The organism is Atlantibacter sp. MEI4A-1023, assembly GCF_056155425.1.
Map to the genome: position 1 here is coordinate 2,333,953 of NZ_CM149568.1, position 22,609 is coordinate 2,356,561.

Here is a 22,609-nt window from a genome sequence, read left to right on the forward strand (position 1 = left end):
GAGCTTTTATGAATAAAATTTATCGGATTGTCTGGAATCCGGCATTGCAGTCGTGGGTGGCTGTGAGCGAGTTTGCTAAGGCCAAAGGAAAGGGTAAAACCGGCCGCAACAAACTCGCCAGCACCACCGCAGGCGTGCTGGGGGCGTTAACGTTAGCGTTTATTCCCCTCGACGATGCCCATGCCTGGGTTGCAGGCACAGGCACCAGTAATGCTTCGCTTGACGGTAACATAGCCAGCAACACCTCTATCAATGGTGGTAAAGCAACGGCGGTCACGGGCAACGCCACCGCGATTGGCCCAACCGCTACAGCAAGCGATCAATACACTATTGCGATGGGCGCTAACGCTGTCGCCAGTCAGCAGGAAGCGATTGCCATTGGTAAAAGTGCGCAAGCAACTGGCATTGATTCTACTGCGGTAGGTACCGGTGCGGTGGCGTCGGGTTTAGCCGCGTCGGCTTTTGGTATGGCGTCAAGCGCATCCGGCGAAGCCTCTTTGGCAATGGGCCAAAATGCTACGGCGTCAAGTAATAACTCAGTCGCTCTGGGCCTCGGCGCGCTTAGCACCTCGGGTAGCGGTATTGCTATTGGTCAGATATCCAAAGCTTTAGTCGACCCGGCAGATTCAACCACCACCGGCGCGATTGCGATCGGATGGGGTGCGTTATCCAATGCTCAGGATGCCCTGGCGCTGGGTGCGTCTGCGCAAGCCACCAAAAAACAAGCCTTTGCGATGGGCGGCGGTGCCGCTGCAACGGGCAACGCTTCTACTGCCATTGGCGCACTGAGTAACTCATCAGGCAATGGCGCTGTTTCAGTAGGCAACCTTGCAAGCGCAACCTCTATTAGCGGTATTGCCATTGGTCAAAACTCAAAAGCGTTAAGCGATCCAGCGAACCCGGCTTCAACCGGTGCGTTGGCTATCGGCTATACCGCGCAGGCTTCTGCACAGGATACCGTGGCATTGGGTTCCAGCGCGTCAGCAACCAAAACCCAGGCATTTGCGATGGGGACCCTGGCCGCGGCGAGCGGTACCGCGTCCACTGCGATTGGTACCATGTCGAAAGCCTCTGCTGGCGGAGCGATTGCAGCGGGCGCCAACAGCGTTGCCGCAGCGGGCGATGCTATTGCAATGGGTAATGGCGCTAAATCCAATGCCCAACGTGGCGTGACCATAGGCGCAGCATCAACTAACGATGCCACACGCGGCACGATGGTGGGCACCTCTTCTACCATTGATAGCATCAGTTCGGATTCTGTCGTTTTGGGTACTGATGCTCACGCAACCAACGCGCTGAACGGAATTGCGATGGGTTACCAGGCTCAGGTCACTTCGGCAGGGGCGACGGCGATCGGTCATAGCGCAAACGCGACCGAAATCTACTCCGTTGCGGTCGGTGAAGGTGCCAAATCCAATGCCATGCACGGTATCAGTATGGGCTACAACGCCAATGTGAATACCGGTGCGTCTTATGGCGTGGCTATTGGTTCAAATAGCGTAGCAGCACAAAGTAACGCGCTGGCACTGGGGCAGAGCGCAAACGCAGCGGGCATTAACTCTACTTCGTTGGGCGCGCAGACCGCTGCGACGGGTGAAGCGGCACTGGCACAAAGTTATAACGCCAAAGCCGCGGGCAAAAACGCTGTTGCACTGGGTGCGAATACCCAGTCTATGGCCGATAACGCGATTGCACTGGGTAGTTCCAGCAGCGTATCTGCAACCGGCATCGGTTCAATGGCGTTAGGTACCGGCGCGTCTGTGACAGGTAGTTACAGTATTGCGCAGGGCGCAAATGCTAACTCTACGGGCTACAGTGGTATTGCGATGGGCAATAGCGCCAAAGCAACACCAGATTACTCCATTGCGCTGGGCTATAAGGCCATCACCAGCGGTGTAGGCTCCAGCAACATGGCAATTGGCCGTGAAGCGACGGCATCGGGGACAGGCGGTCTGGCTATGGGCTATCTGGCCAACAGCGTGGGCGCATCCAGCGTGGCGTTCGGCCAGTCTTCTCTTGCGCAAGGCACCAACAGCATTGCCATGGGTAACGGAGCCAAAGCAACGGGTACCAGTTCTTTAAGTATCGGTACCGGCAATACAGTATCTGGCAATAACTCAGGCGCTATCGGCGACCCAACCACCATCACCGGTGCCGGAAGTTACTCACTGGGTAACAACAATAATATCGCCGCGAACAATGCGTTTGTGGTCGGTAACAATGTGACTGTCGGTACAGGGTTTGACGGCGCCGTGGTTCTGGGTAACGGTTCAACGGTAACCGCATCAACTCCAACGGCTGGATTCACCTACAAAGGTAAAGCGTACACCTTTGCTGGCGGCACACCTGCTGCGGGCGACGTAGTAAGTGTTGGCGCTGTAGGCGCTGAACGTCAAATCAAAAATGTGGCGGCGGGTAGTCTCAGCTCCACAAGTACTGATGCAGTGAACGGTTCGCAACTGTTTGCCATTGCGACCGATCTGAATGATTCAAAAACCCATTATTACAGTGTTAACGATGGCGGTACGGCTGGCGGTAACTACAACAACGATGGCGCAACGGGCACTAACGCCCTGGCGGCTGGCGTAGGCGCGGGTTCAACCGGCAGTGACAGCGTTGCAATGGGCACTAACGCTAAGGCGCTGAATTATAACGGTATCGCGATTGGTAATAGTGCTACAGTCAATAATACAAATGGCAATAACATTGCTATTGGTTATAAAACCTCGACTACCGGTTACCAGTCCCTGGCAATGGGTAATAACACCAGTGTTACCAGTGATAACGCTGTTGGCATCGGTTCATATAGCACTGCAAGCGGTAGTTCTGCTACGGCTGTAGGTGATTCATCTCTGGCTAATGCAAACTACGCTTCTGCTTATGGACGTGATGCCAAAGCAAGCGGTGAAGGTGCTGTATCTATAGGTAGCGGTACCCGGAGTAACTATTACGGTACCGCAGTCGGGGCAGCGGCAGCAGCCACTGGCGATAACGCCACCGCAATCGGTAATGGTACTAAGGCTACTTTCACCGGTTCCTCTGCGCTGGGTTACGGCTCAAAATCGTTAGCGCTCTATGCTACCGCCTTGGGTGCTTATAGTAACGCGACCGCGCAGGGCGCGCTTGCTCTGGGTGGTAACTTCGCACTGGCATCAAGCGCCACTGTGCTGAATGCCGTCGCGTTGGGTGCAGGTTCTGTTGCATCCACCGAAGCGGGTGTTGCAGGTTATGATCCGTTAACCAAAGCTATCAGCGCCAATACTTCTGCAACATGGAAGAGTAAGCTGGGTGCCGTCAGCGTCGGTGATATTGCCAATAACCTGACTCGTCAGATCACCAGCGTTGCCGCCGGTTCGCTGGATACTGATGCGGTTAACGTTGCGCAGTTGAAAACCGGTCTTAATGCAGTTACCTCACATTACTACAGCGTTAATGACTTCGGCACGCCTGGCGGTAACTACAACAACGATGGCGCAACGGGCATGAACTCGCTTGCTGCGGGCGTCGGTGCTATGTCGCTGGGACAATCGTCTGTGGCTATGGGCACCAACGTTAAAGCCATTGGTGAATCCAGTATTGCCACCGGTTTTGGTGCCAGCTCTCAGGGTATCAATAGCATCGCGTTAGGTGTGGATTCCAGCACCAGTAATCCGACCAGCACCGGCGCAGTAGCCATTGGTTGGGAGGCTCTGGCTGCGGATACCGATGCAACGGCTTTGGGTTCAGGCGCAAAAGCGCAGAAAGCGGCCAGTACCGCCATCGGTCCGTATGCCAGTGCAGAAGGCGAAAGCAGCATTGCGCTTGGCGATCGTGCAACGGCAATGAATGAAAGCGGAATTGCGATGGGTACGCGCAGTAAAGCTGCTGGCACTCGCTCAATGGCGCTTGGCGAATTCGCTCTGGCGAATAATGACAATGACGTAGCGTTGGGTGCAGGTTCAGAGACCGGTCTTACCGCAGGTACGCCTGGTGCGATAATCGGCGGTAAAAATTACTTCTTTGCTGGTGCGAATCCGACCAGCCAGGTGAGTGTAGGCACAGTAGGTAACGAGCGTCTGATCACGAATGTCGCGGCAGGTCATATCGCAGCTGACAGTACTGATGCCATCAACGGTTCGCAGTTGTTTGCAACCAACTCCGCGATAGACACCCTGGATGCCGGTTCTGTTAAATACGACACTTTTGTTGACGGCACGGTGAACTACAACCACATCACGCTGGGCGGAGACACCTACGACAGCAGTACCCACACTGGCGGCACCGTTATTAATAACGTTGCTTATGGCGTGGATGGCGGCGATGCGGTGAACGTTGATCAGCTCAACGAAACGGTAGAGGGTGCTAAAACCCACTATTACAGCGTTAACGATTTCGGCGTTCAACATGGCAACTACGACAATGACGGTGCAATCGGTGAAAATTCACTGGCGGCTGGTGTAAAAGCTTACGCAGGGGGTGACAACAGCGTAGCTGTTGGTATGAGTACAACTGCACTAGGTGGCGGTTCCGTTACTGTCGGCTGGAATAGCAGGGCAATTGGTACCAGCACGCTGGCATTGGGTGAAGGTGCGATTGCTCAGGAGGATAGGTCTGTAGCCTTAGGTTCAGGCTCCCGGACAGCCCCTGTGGTGGCGACTCCCGACGCGATAATCAATGGCAAGCAGTATAACTTTGCAGGCGCTGCGCCTGTCGCCACTGTCAGTGTTGGTGATGTAAACGCTGAACGAACTGTAACGAATGTTGCAGCAGGACGTATTTCATCCGACAGCACCGATGCCATCAATGGTTCGCAGTTGTTTGCAACTAACTCTGCCATTAACACCCTTGATGCCGGTTCTGTTAAATACGACACCTTTGTTGACGGTACGGTGAACTACAACAGCGTGACGCTGGGCGGGGACACCTACGACAACAGCACCCACATGGGCGGGACTGTCATCAATAACGTTGCGTATGGCGTGGAGGGTGGCGATGCGGTGAACGTTGATCAGCTTAACGAAACGGTAGAGGGTGCCAAAACCCATTACTACAGCGTTAACGACAACGGCTTCCAAAATGCCAACTTCGACAATGACGGCGCAACGGGCGTAAATTCCATGGCTGCCGGTATCGCGGCAACTGCTGTCGGCGATAACGCAGTAGCGATGGGCTACGGTGCGCAGGCCAATGTTGCTGATGGTATTGCATTGGGTGCCAACTCAGTTGCAAATACCTCTGCGGGTAAACCGGGTTACTTGCCGGAAGGTCTTTCTTCTGCTGCGGCCATGGCTATCAATGCAACCACCAGCACACTGGGTGCGTTAAGTATCGGGGATGTTGATACCGGTAAGTTCCGCCAAATCACCGGCGTAGCAGCGGGTACTGAAGATTCTGATGCCGTTAACGTTGCACAGCTCTCAGCGGTTGCACAGGTAACCAACGATCTCAGCGATCGTTCTGTTAAGTACGACACCAACGTTGACGGTACGGTGAACTACAACAGCATCACGCTGGGCGGGGACACCTACGACAACAGCACCCACACGGGCGGCACCACCATCACTAACGTGGCGGACGGTGTGGCACCGAGTGATGCGGTGAACTTCTCGCAGCTGACCGAGACCAATACTAACGTCACCAACCTGGACAACCGTGTCACCACGGTGGAAGGCGACCTGACGGATCTGGGCGACACCGTAAACAACATCTACAACACCGGTACCAAGTACTTCCACGCCAACTCCACCGGCGCGGATTCTGAGGCGCTGGGTGCGGATTCGGTGGCAATCGGGATGGGCGCAGTGGCGAACAACGCGAATGATATCGCGCTGGGCGCAGGCTCGGCCACGGGCGCAACCACCGGGACGGCGGGCGTCACCATCAACGGTGAGGACTTTGCCTTTGCGGGTGCGGCTCCGACAAGCCAGGTGAGCGTGGGTTCGGAAGGGAATGAGCGTCTGGTCACCAACGTGGCAGCCGGTCATCTGTCTGCCGACAGCACTGACGCGGTGAACGGTTCGCAGCTGTTTGCCACCAACTCCGCGATCAACGTTCTGGATGCCGGTTCTGTTAAATACGACACCTTTGTTGATGGCTCGGTGAACTACAACCACATCACGCTGGGTGGTGACACCTACGACAGCAGCACTCACACTGGCGGTACTGTCATCAATAACGTTGCTTATGGCGTGGAGGGTGGCGATGCGGTGAACGTTGATCAGCTTAACGAAACGGTAGAGGGTGTCAAAACCCATTACTACAGCGTTAATGACAATGGCGTTGAGGGTGGTAATTACAACAATGACGGTGCAACGGGTCTTAATGCACTGGCAGCTGGCGTAAATGCTTCGGCGGCGGGTCAGGATGGCGTGGCTATTGGTTTATCCGCAAATGCACAGGGTGATGAGTCTACTGCAATAGGCGCGAACAGCTCCGCAGTGGGTGAAAAGACCATGGCATTGGGTCAGGGCAGTCTCGCGGATGGCTATGTTGCAACCGCAATCGGTCAGTCAAGCAGTGCATCCGGTGACTATTCTCTGGCATTAGGCGCTAACAGCCAGGCGATGAACACCGCAACTGTTGCGATTGGTCAGGATAGTCAGGCAGTGGCTGACTTTGCTACCGCGGTTGGCGCAAACAGCAAGGCTACTCAGTTTGCCTCTACTGCTGTAGGTCAAAATGCTCAGGCGCTGGAGCAGTTTACGGCTGCCTTTGGTTCTGGTGCGATTGCCACGGGATTAGGCGGATCTTCATTTGGTGCGAATTCTAAGGCAGCAGGTGAACGTGCGACTGCGGTTGGTGCAGACACGTCAGCGTTTGGCGCTAACAGCCTGGCGTTGGGTCAGGGTGCACAGGCATTACATGATATGTCTGTAGCCTTAGGTTCAGGCGCTCAAACATCCTCAGCGGTGGGTACCTCCAGTACGATCATCAATGGTAAGCAGTATGACTTTGCAGGCATTTCGCCTGTCGCTACTGTCAGTGTCGGTGATGTAAACGCTGAACGAACTGTAACGAATGTTGCAGCAGGGCGCATTTCAGCCGACAGCACCGATGCCATCAACGGTTCGCAGTTGTTTGCAACTAACTCTGCCATCGAAACTCTGGACGCCGGTTCGGTTAAATACGACACCTTTGTTGACGGTACGGTGAACTACAACAGCGTGACGCTGGGCGGGGACACCTACGACAACAGCACCCACACGGGCGGCACCACCATCACTAACGTGGCGGACGGTGTGGCACCGAGTGATGCGGTGAACTTCTCGCAGCTGACCGAGACCAATACTAACGTCACCAACCTGGACAACCGTGTCACCACGGTGGAAGGCGACCTGACGGATCTGGGCGACACCGTAAACAACATCTACAACACCGGTACCAAGTACTTCCACGCCAACTCCACCGGCGCGGATTCTGAGGCGCTGGGTGCGGATTCGGTGGCAATCGGGATGGGCGCGGTGGCGAACAATGCGAATGATATCGCGCTGGGCGCAGGCTCGGCCACGGGCGCAACCACCGGGACGGCGGGCGTCACCCTGCAGGGCGTGGACTACACGTTCGCGGGTGCCAATCCGGCCAGCCAGGTGAGCGTGGGCTCGGAAGGGAATGAGCGTCTGATCACCAACGTGGCAGCCGGTCACCTGTCTGCTGACAGCACTGACGCCATCAACGGCTCGCAGCTGTTCGCCACCAACACGGCGATCAATACACTGAACACCGATATCAATAACCTGGATGCTGGCTCGGTTAAATACGACACCTTTGTTGACGGTACGGTGAACTACAACAGCGTGACGCTGGGCGGTGACACCTACGACAACAGCACCCACACGGGCGGCACCACCATCACTAACGTGGCGGACGGTGTGGCACCGAGTGATGCGGTGAACTTCTCGCAGCTGACGGAAACCAATACTAACGTCACCAACCTGGACAACCGTGTCACCACGGTGGAAGGCGACCTGACGGATCTGGGCGACACCGTAAACAACATCTACAACACCGGTACCAAGTACTTCCACGCCAACTCCACCGGCGCGGATTCTGAGGCGCTGGGTGCGGATTCGGTGGCAATCGGGATGGGCGCAGTGGCGAACAATGCGAATGATATCGCGCTGGGCGCAGGCTCGGCCACGGGCGCAACCACCGGGACGGCGGGCGTCACCATCAACGGTGAGGACTTTGCCTTTGCGGGTGCGGCTCCGACAAGCCAGGTGAGCGTGGGTTCGGAAGGGAATGAGCGTCTGGTCACTAACGTGGCAGCCGGTCATCTGTCTGCCGACAGCACTGACGCGGTGAACGGTTCGCAGCTGTTTGCAACCAACACGGCCATCAACAGCCTGGGCGACCAGGTCGACACCAACACCACCGATATCACCAACATTCAGGGTGATATCACCACTATCCAGGGTGACGTGACGGATCTGGGCGACACCGTAAACAACATCTACAACACCGGTACCAAGTACTTCCACGCCAACTCCACCGGCGCGGACTCTGAGGCGCTGGGTGCGGATTCGGTGGCAATCGGGATGGGCGCAGTGGCGAACAATGCGAATGATATCGCGCTGGGCGCAGGCTCGGCCACGGGCGCAACCACCGGGACGGCGGGCGTCACCATCAACGGTGAGGACTTTGCCTTTGCGGGTGCGGCTCCGACAAGCCAGGTGAGCGTGGGTTCGGAAGGGAATGAGCGTCTGGTCACTAACGTGGCTGCCGGTCACCTGTCTGCTGACAGCACTGACGCGGTGAACGGTTCGCAGCTGTTTGCAACCAACACGGCCATCAACAGCCTGGGCGACCAGGTCGACACCAACACCACCGACATCACCAACATTCAGGGTGACGTGACGGATCTGGGCGACACCGTAAACAACATCTACAACACCGGTACCAAGTACTTCCACGCCAACTCCACCGGCGCGGATTCTGAGGCGCTGGGTGCGGATTCGGTGGCAATCGGGATGGGCGCAGTGGCGAACAACGCGAATGATATCGCGCTGGGCGCAGGCTCGGTCACGGGCGCAACCACCGGGACGGCGGGCGTCACCATCAACGGTGAGGACTTTGCCTTTGCGGGTGCGGCTCCGACAAGCCAGGTGAGCGTGGGTTCGGAAGGGAATGAGCGTCTGGTCACCAACGTGGCAGCCGGTCATCTGTCTGCTGACAGCACTGACGCGGTGAACGGTTCGCAGTTGTTTGCAACCAACACGGCCATCAACAGCCTGGGCGACCAGGTCGACACCAACACCACCGATATCACCAACATTCAGGGTGATATCACCACTATCCAGGGTGACGTGACGGATCTGGGCGACACCGTAAACAACATCTACAACACCGGTACCAAGTACTTCCACGCCAACTCCACCGGCGCGGATTCTGAGGCGCTGGGTGCGGATTCGGTGGCAATCGGGATGGGCGCAGTGGCGAACAATGCGAATGATATCGCACTGGGCGCAGGCTCGGTCACGGGCGCAACCACCGGGACGGCGGGCGTCACCCTGCAGGGCGTGGACTACACGTTCGCGGGTGCCAATCCGGCCAGCCAGGTGAGCGTGGGCTCGGAAGGGAATGAGCGTCTGATCACCAACGTGGCAGCCGGTCACCTGTCTGCTGACAGCACTGACGCCATCAACGGCTCGCAGCTGTTCGCCACCAACCAGGCCATCAACGGGCTGGATCAGGGCGCGGTGAAATACGACACCCATGTTGACGGTACGGTGAACTACAACAGCGTGACGCTGGGCGGCGACACCTACGACAACAGCACCCACACGGGCGGCACCACCATCACTAACGTGGCGGACGGTGTGGCACCGAGTGATGCGGTTAACTTCTCGCAGTTGACGGAAACCAACAACAACATCACCAACGTGACCAATACCGTGAATAATTTCGCGGGCGATCAGGGTGATGATTACACCGAGATCAACGGTCGTGGTATCCGCTATGTACGTACCAACGATGCCGGTCTGGCGCTGGCTGATGCTTATGCCAACGGTCAGGGCAGCACGGCGGTGGGTTACAACGCACACTCAACCGGTCTCGACAGCCTGGCGCTGGGCCGCGATGCGCAGTCCATCAATGACGGCGATGTGGCGCTGGGCTCCGGCTCGGTAACCGACGCTGCGGTAGCAACCACGGGTGTGCGTATTCAGGGCGTTGACTATGAGTTCGCAGGTATCAATCCGCTGAGCACCGTGTCTGTGGGCAGCCTGGGTCATGAACGCACCATCACCAACGTGGCGGCAGGTCGTATCACCGCTGACAGTACCGATGCCATTAACGGCTCGCAGCTGTTTGCGACCAATACGGCAATCAACGGTCTGGAACAGGGCGCGGTGAAATACGACACCCATGTTGACGGTACGGTGAACTACAACAGCGTGACGCTGGGCGGCGATACCTACGACAACAGCACCCACACGGGCGGCACCACCATCACTAACGTGGCGGACGGTGTGGCGCCGAGTGATGCGGTTAACTTCTCGCAGCTGACGGAAACCAACAACAACATCACCAACGTGACCAATACCGTGAATAATTTCGCGGGCGATCAGGGTGATGATTACACCGAGATCAACGGTCGTGGTATCCGCTATGTACGTACCAACGATGCCGGTCTGGCGCTGGCTGATGCTTATGCCAACGGTCAGGGCAGCACGGCGGTGGGTTACAACGCACGCTCAACCGGTCTCGACAGCCTGGCGCTGGGCCGCGATGCGCAGTCCATCAACGACGGCGATGTGGCGTTGGGCTCCGGCTCGGTAACTGAAGCCGCAGTGGCCACTACGGGTGTACGCATCAATGATGTTGATTACGGCTTCGCGGGCATCAATCCGCTGAGTACCGTCTCTGTGGGCAGCCGCGGTCATGAACGCACCATCACTAATGTGGCGGCGGGTCGTTTGACGGCTGACAGCACCGATGCCATCAACGGTTCTCAACTGTTTGCTACCAATTCAGCGATTACTTCGCTGGATCAAGGCACGGTGAAGTATGAGATCAACGAAGACGGCACGGTGAACTACAACCACATCACCCTGGGCGGCGACACGTATAACAGCGTGACCAAAACCGGCGGTACGCGTATCACTAACGTAGCTTACGGTAGCGATCCGAGCGATGCGGTTAACGTGCAGCAACTGACTGATGCCACCACCAATATCTACAACAACGGGACCAAGTACTTCCACGCCAATTCCGATAAAGCGGATTCAGTGGCAAGCGGCATGGATTCCATCGCGGTAGGCCCTAACGCCCAGTCTCTGGGTGATGGCTCCGTCGCAATGGGTGACGATGCCAAATCTACGGGCAAAGGCAGTACAGCGATTGGCCAGAGGTCTCAGACCAATGGAGAGAACAGTGTAGCCGTGGGTACGGGTTCTATCGCAAACAACGCCAACGATGTGGCGCTGGGTGCAGGCTCGGTCACTCAGGCAGCGGTAGCAACTACCAGCGTAACCATCAATGGTGAAGCCTATGCAGTTGCAGGCACTACGCCGACCAGCACTGTCAGTGTGGGTAGCGAAGGCAACGAACGGACTATCACTAATGTCGCTGCAGGCCGTATTACGGCTGACAGCACCGATGCGGTGAACGGTTCTGAGCTCTACGCCACCAACCAGGCAATTGAGAAGATCTCTGGCGACATCAACAATATTGATGCCGGAAGCGTGAAGTATGAGACTAACTCTGACGGTACGGTTAACTACAACAAAGTGATTATGGGCGGGGATACTTACGACAACTCCACTCACACCGGTGGTACTACCATCACTAACGTCGCGAATGGCGAAGCCCCAAGCGATGCAGTGAACAAATACCAGTTGGATCAGGTTAACCAGAGTGTAACCAACATCTCTAACGGTACGGACGGCATGTTCCAGGTGAATAACACCAGTAATCTGCCGAAACCGAAACCGACCGGGAAAGATGCTGTCGCGGGCGGCGCTGGCGCAATTGCCAGTGCGGATCACAGTACTGCAATCGGTACTCACTCGAAAGCAACCCATACCAACTCTGTTGCATTGGGTTACAACTCGGTAACCGATCGTGACAACAGCGTCTCAGTGGGCTCTGTCGGCAATGAGCGTCAAATTACAAACGTTGCAGCAGGGACTCAAAACACCGACGCCGTGAACGTGGGTCAGCTGAAAGAGGGTGTTAACAACTCTTATCAGTACACCAACAAAAAGTTCAACGATCTTAAAAACATGGTCGATGACCAGAAGGATAAGTTGAGCGCGGGCGTGGCGGGTGCAATGGCCATGGCGGGACTACCACAGCCTTATCAACCAGGCGCAAGTATGGTTGGTCTGGCTGGCGGCACCTACCAGGGTGAATCTGCGATTGCACTGGGTGTTTCCACTATTTCCGATAACGGTAAGTGGGTAACGAAAATTTCTGGTACCACCAACAGCCAGGGCGATGTCGGCGCGGCTGTAGGCGTAGGCTACCAGTTCTAATTTTCGCATAAATCATGCCCCCGGTAATGTCCGGGGGCCTGTTACCTCTTTATAGAGAATTGATTATGAATTATTTAAAAACAGCTCGTCTGGCGCTGGCGATGGGTGGCATGGCGTTATTATCTGCCTGTACTCACTCTATTAGCGATGTTGACGCTCAAGGCAAAACCGCAAAGCCAGTTTTCCCGGAGCAGTCCAGCGCAGTAAGGGAAGAGGGCAGCTTTGTTAATCTCGATAACCTGAAGCAAATGCGTCCGGGTTTAACCAAACCGCAGGTTTACGAGTTGATTGGCGTGCCACATTTCAAAGAAGGCGTTATTCGTGTGAAAGAGTGGGATTATATTTTCCATTTCACTCAGCCGGATAAATCTTTATTAACGTGCCAATACAAAGTTTTATTTGATTCGCAGATGACCGCGCAGAGTTTCTATTTCTTGCCAGAAGATTGTCTGTCAAGACTGAAAGCGCCCGCAGCCCCGCAGGTAAAAGCGCCAGTGCATAAAGAACTGAGTGGTTCAAGTCTGTTTGCCTTTGGAAGCCCTGCACTGAGCGCTGAAGGGGTATTACAGGTGAGCCGTCTTGCCACTGAGTTAAAAGGTGAATCGCTTGCTGGCAAACATGTTGTTGTAACCGGTCATACCGATCGTATTGGCAACCCGGTAAAAAACCAGCAGCTGTCACTGGCACGTGCTGAATCAGTCAAACAAATGCTGATTGAGAACGGTATTACGGGCTCAGCGATTGAGACCCGTGGAATGGGCGATGCGATGCCACGCGTAAATTGCCCCGGTAAAAAATCTCCGGCTGTTATTGAGTGCCTTGCACCAAACCGTCGAATGACTTTTGATGTTGTAGATATTAATTCAGGTAAATAAGCATGTCCGTTTCAAATGTAATTAAGACCGCCGTTGGCGGTCTTCTCCTCCTGGCTGTAGAACAGGCTGTCGCCGCACCCCAGGATTTGCCGGTTAAAACCATCAGTGTACCGGCGTATAATATGATCACTGACACCCTCCAGTCGATCATGCCGACGATTGAAGGAAAGCGTAATGATTTTGCGATGCAGCAGATCTGTGCGCTGGCGAGAGGCGAAAAAACTCAACAAGACGTTATTACCACGTTAAAAGAAAAAGGCGTTGATACCGCGAAAATCCCCCGTAGTGGCAGCGTGGCATCATTGCTGGTTAATGGCGATAAAGAGCAGCAGCAGATGACCTGTGCTGTTTATCTGGCAAATTCTGTATTCGCGCCTGTTAATAATGGAGGTTATTTCTCTAAACAGCCCACGAAAGAAAAAGCGGATAAAAAAGAGGCAAAATCAAGTGGCTGGAGTTTCTGGAAGTCTGATAAACAACAGACTACCTCTGAGAAAACCGAGCAGATTGTATTTAACCAGCCGCAATTCATTCATGATGCGCAGGTTAAAATGGCCATTGTTCAGGCTACTGCGCAGATGTATGCCGTAATCGCTGAAAATATTCAGAATGAGAAGGATCAGTATTGGGCGGGTTACCAACAAAAAATCGCCGGTATCGTTTATAACTATGCGCCTGAATATTTACGTAAAATCACAATGTTTTATAAAAGTAACTCCGCGAAATCACTGGTGCCAGTGAATGTGACGTTGAACAGCTTTACTGTGGCAAACGCAACGGGTGACGTGCTAACCCAGCAAGCGGGCAATGTGATGTTTACTTCCAAAGGGGTTCCGTGGTTTGGTAGTGGTAAAATATTAGGTAAAGAATATTTTTCTGATGTTATGGTAATTAATGATGTTCAGGCTCAAGTCCAGCCACAGCAGCAGACTACAACGGAAGAAAATGATAAAGCGACCCCCGTTATAAATAACAAAAAAAGCAGTAACAAATAGTAGCCCCCTTAGCGCCTGCAATTCCTGTGGTATTCAGGCGCTCTTTTACTCAACCAGATGTTAATGAAAACGACCTCCAACAGGGACAGTAAAATGCCAATGAAAATTAATCAACCCTATGATTCAGCTGTGAATATTATTATAGATGAATGTTGTTATAGTCGGGCCGCCATGACCTCTATATTGAAATCACCGGTTCCGGCATTACGATGCTGTGTTTTCGAAGATGTGAATGAATTTATTACCTGGCGGGAGAGTTTCGCCGGGGAGATTAATTCTATCATTATCCATATCCATGACCAGATGAACATGATGCGTGCGGAAATAGTAAGATTTTTAGTAGAGGATATTGAGAGGCTTAAACTGGATAGCCACAAAGTCATTATCGTATCGGATGCAATTTCTAAGTTGAAATCGATTTTTGTCAAAGAACTGAATATCGTACATTTTGTAGATGGCAGAAGTGATATTGAGATCCTTAAGCTACAGTTGAAAGACTATGTTGGGCAATGTAAAGGGAGCAGCAAAACGCCATTTACGGCAAAAAGGACCCTCCATCCCGCCCACAGAAGAAACTACCGAGCCAGGAGTTTATCTCCGGCAGAGCTTATTGCCGTAACCAATGTTTTCACTGGAAGAGGCGTTAAAGAATCCAGTAAAGAATATAGCGGACATTATAAAACTCTTTATAATCAAAGAATGTCCGCCATCAGGAAATTAGGGATGCATACTGTACAGGATCTTATTAAGTATCGTCATTTAATCAGTGCATTATATCTCATTGAGAATGTTGCGGTAAAAAACCACTTTTCCGACGCATATTGCTAATATAGTTTCAGCTCTGTTTATGGAATAAAAAATCAAGGAAATTTTTTGGCAAACCTACCACGCTGCGTGGCCTGTCCATTCCAATTTTATTCAGTGCATTGCGCTGATGCTGGTAAATTGTTTTCTCGGATATTTCCAGGTATCTGCTCATTGCACTAACGGAATGCCCTTTAGACGTATAGAACAACACCTTTTTCTCTTGTTTTGTGAATTTCGGGTACTTCGCATAAAAATTTTGATTGCTTTTACTGTAGATCGCAAGCAAGAGATCGCTCAAATAAAAATGAGTATTTATCATGGCAAAGTTAAACATAATGTTGAGTAACCAGTTTTGCTCGTTGCTTGCCATTACGACCTTGCATTGACACTTGCAAAGCTTGATTAGAAAATAGAAATCAATCATTTTTGTCTCTGTTAGCAGAATGACAATATCTTGTTGCCGTAGCGCATTCAGAACAAAAGAAGATTTATTATCAATATCACTTACCCAAACGAAATGGCAGTTTACTCTTTCTGAAAGAGAGCAAACGATGCCTTTGTACAGGTAATAGTTATCGGTACATATAAAGACTTTTACCAGAGTATCCATATCACTTCCATTCCATTAAACTATCACGTCTATGACTGTTAAGCTTAACCGCAGGCGGGGACGGTACAATTAATTATAGGATTATCTTAATGGTTTACAATCCGCAGCTAATAACGGTTATCACGGCCTTGCTTTTTCAAATAACCTTATGAATCTCTCTTTATTTTATCACTCCGGAGTTTTTCACTGACAATGCCACTCATTTTACTTGTTTAACCTGAAATGGATAAATGTTTGTGACCTCAATATTTTTTGTTGTTCATGAACAGGGGGGAGTATATTGTGCTGGTGTTTTTATTGCTCGTGCTATTAATGGTTAATAGCACGTTATGTATCACTCCGCTTTTCTTCTTTTTCAAATGCATAACAATCTTGTTAATTGGCGATAGGGTTGTTGATGTATTGCTGGCTTAACGTCTGAAGTAGTCTTTCGCTGCGATTTTCGCATAATGTTTAATAAGGAAAGACTATGACGATAATAACTCATCCTGATTGCCATTTATTTACTGATAGCGCGCAATACACCCAACTTTCGGCCTGGTATGAGGAAAAACGCAAAACCATCTGGATGATGTTAAATGCGCAACCCCGGCCATCGTTTAATCATCAATTAATCGAGGAAATTATGAACCTGCAATATCTGGTTCAAAAAATCGGCTTTGCGGTAAATTTTTGGGTAACCGGATCGCTGGTCCCTGGCCTGTATAACGCGGGCGGGGATTTGGCCTTTTTCGTCGAGGCGATAAAAAACGGTCGGCGGGAAGCATTACGCGCCTATGCCCGGGCCTGCGTAGACTGTGTCCACGCCGCGTCGCGGGGGTTTGACGCGGGCGCGATCAGCATTGCCATGGTAGAGGGCAGCGCGCTGGGTGGCGGGTTCGAGGCCGCGCTGGCGCATCATTTTATACTGGCGCAGCACGACGTTCGGCTCGGTTTCCCGGAAATTGCCTTTAATTTATTCCCCGGCATGGGGGCGTACTCTCTGGTGGCGCGGCGTTCGGGGATGAAGCTCGCAGAGGCGTTAATCTACAAAGGCGAGGCGCATCCGGCGCAGTGGCATGAGCAGCATGGCCTGGTGGATATGTTGTTCGAACCGGGGCAGGGAACCGTGGCGACACGCACGTTTATCGATTCGCTGACGCTTAAGCTGAACGGCGTCAGGGCCATGCTGCGTACCCGGCAGCGGGTGCTGAGCCTTCCGCGTGCGGAGCTGATGGACATCACCGAAGACTGGGTCGAGGCGGCATTCAGTCTCGAACCGAAAGACATTGCCTATATGGAACGGCTGGTGCTATTGCAGCAGCGGCATATGGCGAGTTCAACCCGTAAAGCAGGCTAACCGTTAATAACCCGTCCTGTTGCAGGACGGGTTTTAGCGAAACGGCCCGTCCTGTACCGAATCCCGTTCCAGCAGCCGTGAAGAAAACAGGCTGTTGGTCGACAAATATCCACCATCCAGCATCGAAATTAGCCGCTCAATCACTTCGTTAATCATCTCACTCACCGGATCTTTGATGCTCGACAGCGCGGGCTGCAGGAATGGCGCGGTAGCGATATTATCGAAACCCACGATCGAGACATCGCCCGGCACCGTCAGACCCGCACCGTGCAGGGTCTTCATGGCCCCGATCGCCATATCATCATTACTGACCACCAGCCCGCTAAAGGGTAATTTTGCACTCAGCAGTTTATCCGTCGCCTCCGCGCCGCTGGCCGGGGACCATTTACCGAAGGCGATCAGCGCATCGCGTACCGGGATGCCGCTGGCCGTGAGCGCCGCTTTGTAACCCGCCAGACGATCAATCGCAGTTGGAGAGTCCATCGAACCGGTAATAAACGCGATATTGCGATGCCCCCGGTCAATCAGGTGCTTTGTTGCCATAAAACTCGCGCCGTGGTGATCGCAGCAAATGCAGTGGCTGTGATGCTTACGCAGCTTACGGTTCATCACCATAATCGGCTGTTTGTGCTTTTCGACGATGGCGTCCATTTCATCCACGTTGAGGAAACGCGGGTAGATGATGATGGCATCACAGCGCAGGTCGAGCAGAAAATCGATGGCGGCTTTCTCTTCTTCAGCGCTGTGTTTCCCATCGACGAGGATCAACTGTCGGCCATTGGCTTCGAGTTTTTTCGCCGCCTGAGAGAGCAGTTCGCTAAAGTAGCTGCCGGTATACAGGGTATTGGTCACCACCAGGCCAATGCATTGTGATTTATTGGTCGCCAGGTTGCGCGCCAGCAGGTTAGGGCGATAGCCGGTTTCCTCAATCGCTTTGTACACCCGTTCTTTGGTCTCTTCGCTGGTATACCCCTTGCCGGAGAGCACCCGCGACACCGTCGCCTTTGATACACCCGCTTTTTTTGCCACTTCCTGCATTGTTGACATGAATCGATCCCGGACGGTGAGTACGCCAGCCATTCTACACAGTTTTCCCCGAATGGCAGCGGCAGTTTTCACGAAGAGAAAGGTGATGCAGGGGCTCTGTGGCGATCTGAGTCACAGATTCACAATCAATATTAATTTTGTGTTGAAAACTAAACGTGATTTAACCACCCTTATGTGGAACCGGTTACCTATACTGTTACACAAAAAACGGCGTTTCGTGAAGTTCTTGTCTAACCCTATGAAAGTAATGGCCTTACCGATATAAACGCGCTGATTTTGCCGGCCAGCAAGCTCGGCGATAAAAATACGGTAAGGCATTACGCGAGAATCAGTCATGTCAAAAAATTATGCAGCAGTATCCCGCTCGATAGTGGATGCCATTGGCGGTGCGGACAATATCGCGTCGGTGACGCACTGCATGACCCGTCTGCGCTTCGTGCTGAAAGACGACAGCGCGGCGGACATCGCTAAACTAAAAAGCATCAGCGGCGTGCTGGGCGTGGTGAATAACGATACCCAGTGCCAGGTGATCATCGGCAATACCGTATCCCAGGCCTATGCCGACGTGTTGAAGCTGCTGCCGGAAGGCGCGGTGGCGCATAACGAACTGCCGCAGAAAAACAAAATTACTCTGCGGCGCATCGGCGCGGGCATTCTCGATGCGCTGATCGGCACCATGTCGCCGCTGATCCCGGCGATTATCGGCGGCTCGATGCTGAAGCTGCTGGCGATGATGCTGGATATGACCGGCGTGTTCGAGAAAGGCTCCTCAACGCTGATTATTCTCAACACCATCGGGGATGGCGCGTTCTTCTTCCTGCCGATCATGGTGGCGGCCTCGGCGGCCGTGAAATTTAAAACTAACATGTCGCTGGCGATTGCCATCGCAGGCGTGCTGGTACACCCGAACTTTATTGACCTGATGGCAAAAGCCGCCCAGGGCCAGCACGTTGAATTTATGGGCCTGACGGTCACGGCAGTGAAATACACCTACACCGTGATCCCGGCGCTGTGCATGACCTGGATCCTGTCGTACATCGAACGCTGGGTTGACAGAATTACCCCGGCGGTCACCAAAAACTTCCTGAAACCGATGCTGATTGTGCTGATTGCCGCACCCATTGCGATTATGTTTATCGGCCCGGTGGGCATCTGGATCGGCAGCGGGATTTCCAGCGTGGTTTACACCATTCACAGCCATCTGGGCTGGCTGTCGGTGGCGATTATGGGCGCCATCTGGCCATTGCTGGTCATGACCGGGATGCACCGCGTATTTACGCCAACCATTATCCAAACCATCGCGGAAACCGGCAAAGAGGGCATGGTGATGCCGTCTGAGATCGGTGCCAACCTGTCGCTGGGCGGCTCGTCGCTGGCGGTGGCGTGGCGTACCAAAAACCCGGAACTGCGCCAGACGGCGTTGGCCGCTGCGGCATCGGCGATTGTCGCCGGGATTTCTGAACCTGCCTTGTACGGCGTGGCGCTGCGCCTCAAACGCCCGCTGATCGCCTGTTTAATTACCGGCTTTATCTGCGGCGCGGTAGCGGGTATTGGCGGGCTTGCCAGCCATTCGATGGCGTCGCCGGGGCTGTTTACCAGCGTCCAGTTCTTTGACCCGGCTAACCCAATGAGCATTGCCTGGGTGGTGGGCGTGATGATCCTGTCGGTGGTGATTTCGTTCTTCGTCACGCTGCTGCTGGGCTTTGAAGATATCCCGGTAGAAAAGCCGGTGGAGGCTGAACAGCCCGCATCCGCCAACCCACAGATCGAACCGGCAGTAAAAGTTAATTAATTCAAGGAGTAGTGCTTCATGTCTGTTTCACAATTTCCGGACGGTTTTTTATGGGGCGGCGCACTGGCCGCCAACCAGGCGGAAGGCGCGTACCTTGAAGGCGGGAAAGGGCTGACAACCGTGGATATGATCCCCCACGGCAGCCAGCGGATGGCGGTCAAACTGGGCCTCGAACCGCGCTTTACGCTGCGGGACGATGAGTTCTATCCCAGCCACCAGGCTATCGATTTCTATCATCGTTACAAAGAAGATATCGCCCTGATGGCGGAAATGGGCTTTACCGTGTTCCGCACCTCTATTGCCTGGAGCCGTATTTACCCCCAGGGCGACGAGTTAACGCCCAACGCCGAAGGCATCGCGTTTTACCGTGACCTGTTCGCCGAGTGCAAAAAGTACGGTATTGAGCCGCTGGTGACGCTGTGCCATTTCGACGTGCCGATGCACCTGGTGCGTGAATACGGCTCCTGGCGCAACCGCAAAATGGTCGAATTCTTTACCCGCTATGCGCGCACCTGCTTTGAAGCGTTCGACGGGCTGGTGAAATACTGGCTGACCTTCAACGAAATTAACATCCTGCTGCACAGCCCGTTCTCCGGGGCCGGGCTGGTGTTCGATGAAAGCGACAATAAAGAGCAGGTGAAGTACCAGGCGGCGCACCATGAACTGGTGGCCAGCGCCCTGGCGACCAAAATCGCCCATGAGGTGAACCCGGCGAACCAGGTGGGCTGTATGCTGGCGGGAGGCAATTTCTATCCGTGGTCCTGCAAGCCGGAAGACGTATGGGCAGCGCTGGAAAAGGACCGCGAGAACCTGTTCTTTATCGACGTGCAGGCGCGCGGGGCCTATCCGTCTTATGCGGCGCGGATGTTCAGAGAGAAGGGCATCAGCATCGTCAGCGAGCCGGGTGATAACGAGATCCTGAAAAACACCGTGGATTTTGTCTCCTTCAGCTATTACGCCTCGCGCTGCGCCTCCGCCGAGATGAACGACGGCAACAGCAGCGCCGCCAACGTGGTGAAATCCCTGAAGAACCCGCATATCCAGGCCAGCGAATGGGGATGGGGCATCGACCCGCTGGGGCTGCGCATCACCATGAATATGATGTATGACCGCTACCAGAAGCCGCTGTTCCTGGTGGAAAACGGTCTCGGCGCGAAAGATGAGTTCAACGAGCAGGGCGAAATCAACGACGATTACCGCATTAGCTACCTGCGCGAGCACATCAAAGCCATGGGCGAAGCCATTGAAGACGGCATCCCGGTGATCGGTTACACCACCTGGGGCTGTATCGACCTGGTGTCGGCGTCTACCGGCGAGATGAGCAAACGCTACGGTTTTGTTTATGTCGATCGGGACGACAGCGGCGCGGGCACTCTGGCGCGCACCCGTAAAAAATCGTTTTACTGGTATACGAAAGTCATATCCAGCAACGGCGCAGATTTGGATTAACGCCGTCAATTGGGAATGCGTCTGCCGCGTTCCCGGTTAGCTTTTCACCTCCCCCTACGCCCGATTTCTGCGGCTTGTTATCACACCAACTGTCTCGCACGCTTCCCAGGCGCTTTTCCTGAATTATCGACATTTCCTATGAAAGTGTGCGTTGCCTCGCAGCAATGGGCTTTTTGCTGGTTGTTTTGCGACCATGATCACTTGACCAGTCAGGTGGACAAGTTCTAAGTTGAATACACCAACTCACTGATAACAAGGCGTATCGTATGGGGTTTATTCGCACACTCACCGGTGACATCGCACCGCAGCAGCTTGGGGTGACTTACAGTCACGACCACCTTTACTGCATCCCGCCGTACTGGCAGGAGCGCAACGAAGAAGATCTGTTGCTTGACGATAAAGCCGCTTCGGAGCGGGAACTGGCGGATTTCCGCGCCGCGGGCGGCCAGTCGATTTATGACGCTACCGCGCCGGATTATGGCCGTCACGTCGGGGTAGTGGCGGAAATCGCCAGCCGTCAGCAGGTGCAGATCGTCGCCACCGCCGGGTTTAACAAGGGCTTCCTGTGGAGTTCGAAACGCCCCGGCACCGACCAGACCTTCGCCGACTGGATTGCCAACACGCCGCTCGATGCGTTGGTGGAACACGTCAGCCGGGAAGTGACCGACGGCATCGATGGCACCGCGTACCGCGCCGGGATGGTGAAGTGTGGCACCGGCTATAACGCCATTTCCCCCCTGGAGCGTAAAACTATGGAAGTGGTGGTGCGCGCCCAACAGGCGACTCACGCGCCGATGCACAGCCATACGGAAATGGGCACGATGGCCCTGGAGCAGGCCGCGATTTTTAAACAACTGGGCCTTGATTTGTCCCGCATCTGCTTTGCACATATGGATCGCAATCCCGATCCGTGGCTACACCGTCAACTTGCCAACACCGGGGCATTCATCTCGTTTGACGGTATCAGCCGGATCAAATATTTCCCCGAGCACGTGCGCACCGAAGCCATTCTGGCGCTGTGCAAAAAGGGGTATCAAAAACAGATCCTGATCGGCGGCGATTTCGCTCGCAAAAGCATGAGCGCCCATTATGGAAAAGGCGGGCTGGGATTGAAATTTATCCTGGCGGACTGGCGCCCACGGTTCCTTGAAGAAGCGCGGGAAGCGGGTTTTGACGGCGAAGCGTTGCTGCATGACTTCTTCGTCGAAAACCCGGCGCGCTACTTCAGCTTCGGTTAAGGCAG

10 protein-coding genes are annotated in these 22,609 nt (G+C 54.0%); 8 read left to right on the forward strand and 2 right to left on the reverse strand.

From position 1 onward, the window contains the following. Window positions 1-8: 8 nt before the first annotated feature. The 4 genes from ACVV26_RS11300 to ACVV26_RS11315 all read left to right on the forward strand — a co-directional run bounded on the left by ACVV26_RS11300 (window position 9) and on the right by ACVV26_RS11315 (window position 15,150). On the forward strand, window positions 9-12,452 hold the full coding sequence (locus ACVV26_RS11300; protein WP_474801643.1) for a YadA-like family protein: 12,444 nt from the start codon (window positions 9-11) through the stop codon (window positions 12,450-12,452). Between the two features lie 65 nt (window positions 12,453-12,517). Beyond that, the gene (locus ACVV26_RS11305; protein WP_474801645.1) at window positions 12,518-13,327 is read left to right on the forward strand and encodes an OmpA family protein; all 810 of its coding nucleotides are present in this window, start codon (window positions 12,518-12,520) and stop codon (window positions 13,325-13,327) included. 2 nt (window positions 13,328-13,329) lie between these two features. After that, window positions 13,330-14,322, forward strand: a complete 993-nt coding sequence (locus ACVV26_RS11310; RefSeq protein WP_474801647.1) for a hypothetical protein — start codon at window positions 13,330-13,332, stop codon at window positions 14,320-14,322. A gap of 93 nt (window positions 14,323-14,415) precedes the next feature. Then, entirely contained in the window at window positions 14,416-15,150 is a 735-nt protein-coding gene (locus tag ACVV26_RS11315) for a hypothetical protein (protein ID WP_474801649.1), read from the forward strand. Window positions 15,151-15,157: 7 nt separating this feature from the next. On the opposite strand, the gene ACVV26_RS11320 is transcribed toward ACVV26_RS11315, so the two are convergent. After that, window positions 15,158-15,739: a helix-turn-helix domain-containing protein gene (locus tag ACVV26_RS11320; RefSeq protein WP_474801651.1), complete on the reverse strand. Its 582-nt coding sequence runs from the start codon at window positions 15,737-15,739 to the stop codon at window positions 15,158-15,160. A 469-nt stretch (window positions 15,740-16,208) separates the two neighbouring features. On the opposite strand from ACVV26_RS11320, the gene ACVV26_RS11325 reads away from it, so the two are divergent. Continuing rightward, window positions 16,209-17,078: a crotonase/enoyl-CoA hydratase family protein gene (locus tag ACVV26_RS11325; protein WP_474801653.1), complete on the forward strand. Its 870-nt coding sequence runs from the start codon at window positions 16,209-16,211 to the stop codon at window positions 17,076-17,078. A gap of 33 nt (window positions 17,079-17,111) precedes the next feature. Here the strand turns inward: ACVV26_RS11325 and ACVV26_RS11330 are convergent, their stop codons facing one another. Beyond that, entirely contained in the window at window positions 17,112-18,125 is a 1,014-nt protein-coding gene (locus tag ACVV26_RS11330; protein WP_474801655.1) for a LacI family DNA-binding transcriptional regulator, read from the reverse strand. Between the two features lie 334 nt (window positions 18,126-18,459). Here ACVV26_RS11330 and ascF point away from each other — a divergent pair, with 334 nt between their 5' ends. The 3 genes from ascF to ACVV26_RS11345 all read left to right on the forward strand — a co-directional run bounded on the left by ascF (window position 18,460) and on the right by ACVV26_RS11345 (window position 22,604). Next, window positions 18,460-19,917: a PTS cellobiose/arbutin/salicin transporter subunit IIBC gene (gene ascF, locus ACVV26_RS11335; RefSeq protein WP_474801657.1), complete on the forward strand. Its 1,458-nt coding sequence runs from the start codon at window positions 18,460-18,462 to the stop codon at window positions 19,915-19,917. Window positions 19,918-19,935: 18 nt separating this feature from the next. Further along, entirely contained in the window at window positions 19,936-21,366 is a 1,431-nt protein-coding gene (locus tag ACVV26_RS11340) for a 6-phospho-beta-glucosidase (protein ID WP_474801659.1), read from the forward strand. Window positions 21,367-21,632: 266 nt separating this feature from the next. Next, complete coding sequence (locus ACVV26_RS11345) at window positions 21,633-22,604, forward strand: phosphotriesterase family protein (RefSeq protein WP_474801661.1); 972 nt, start codon at window positions 21,633-21,635, stop codon at window positions 22,602-22,604. The last annotated feature ends 5 nt before the right edge of the window (window positions 22,605-22,609 follow it).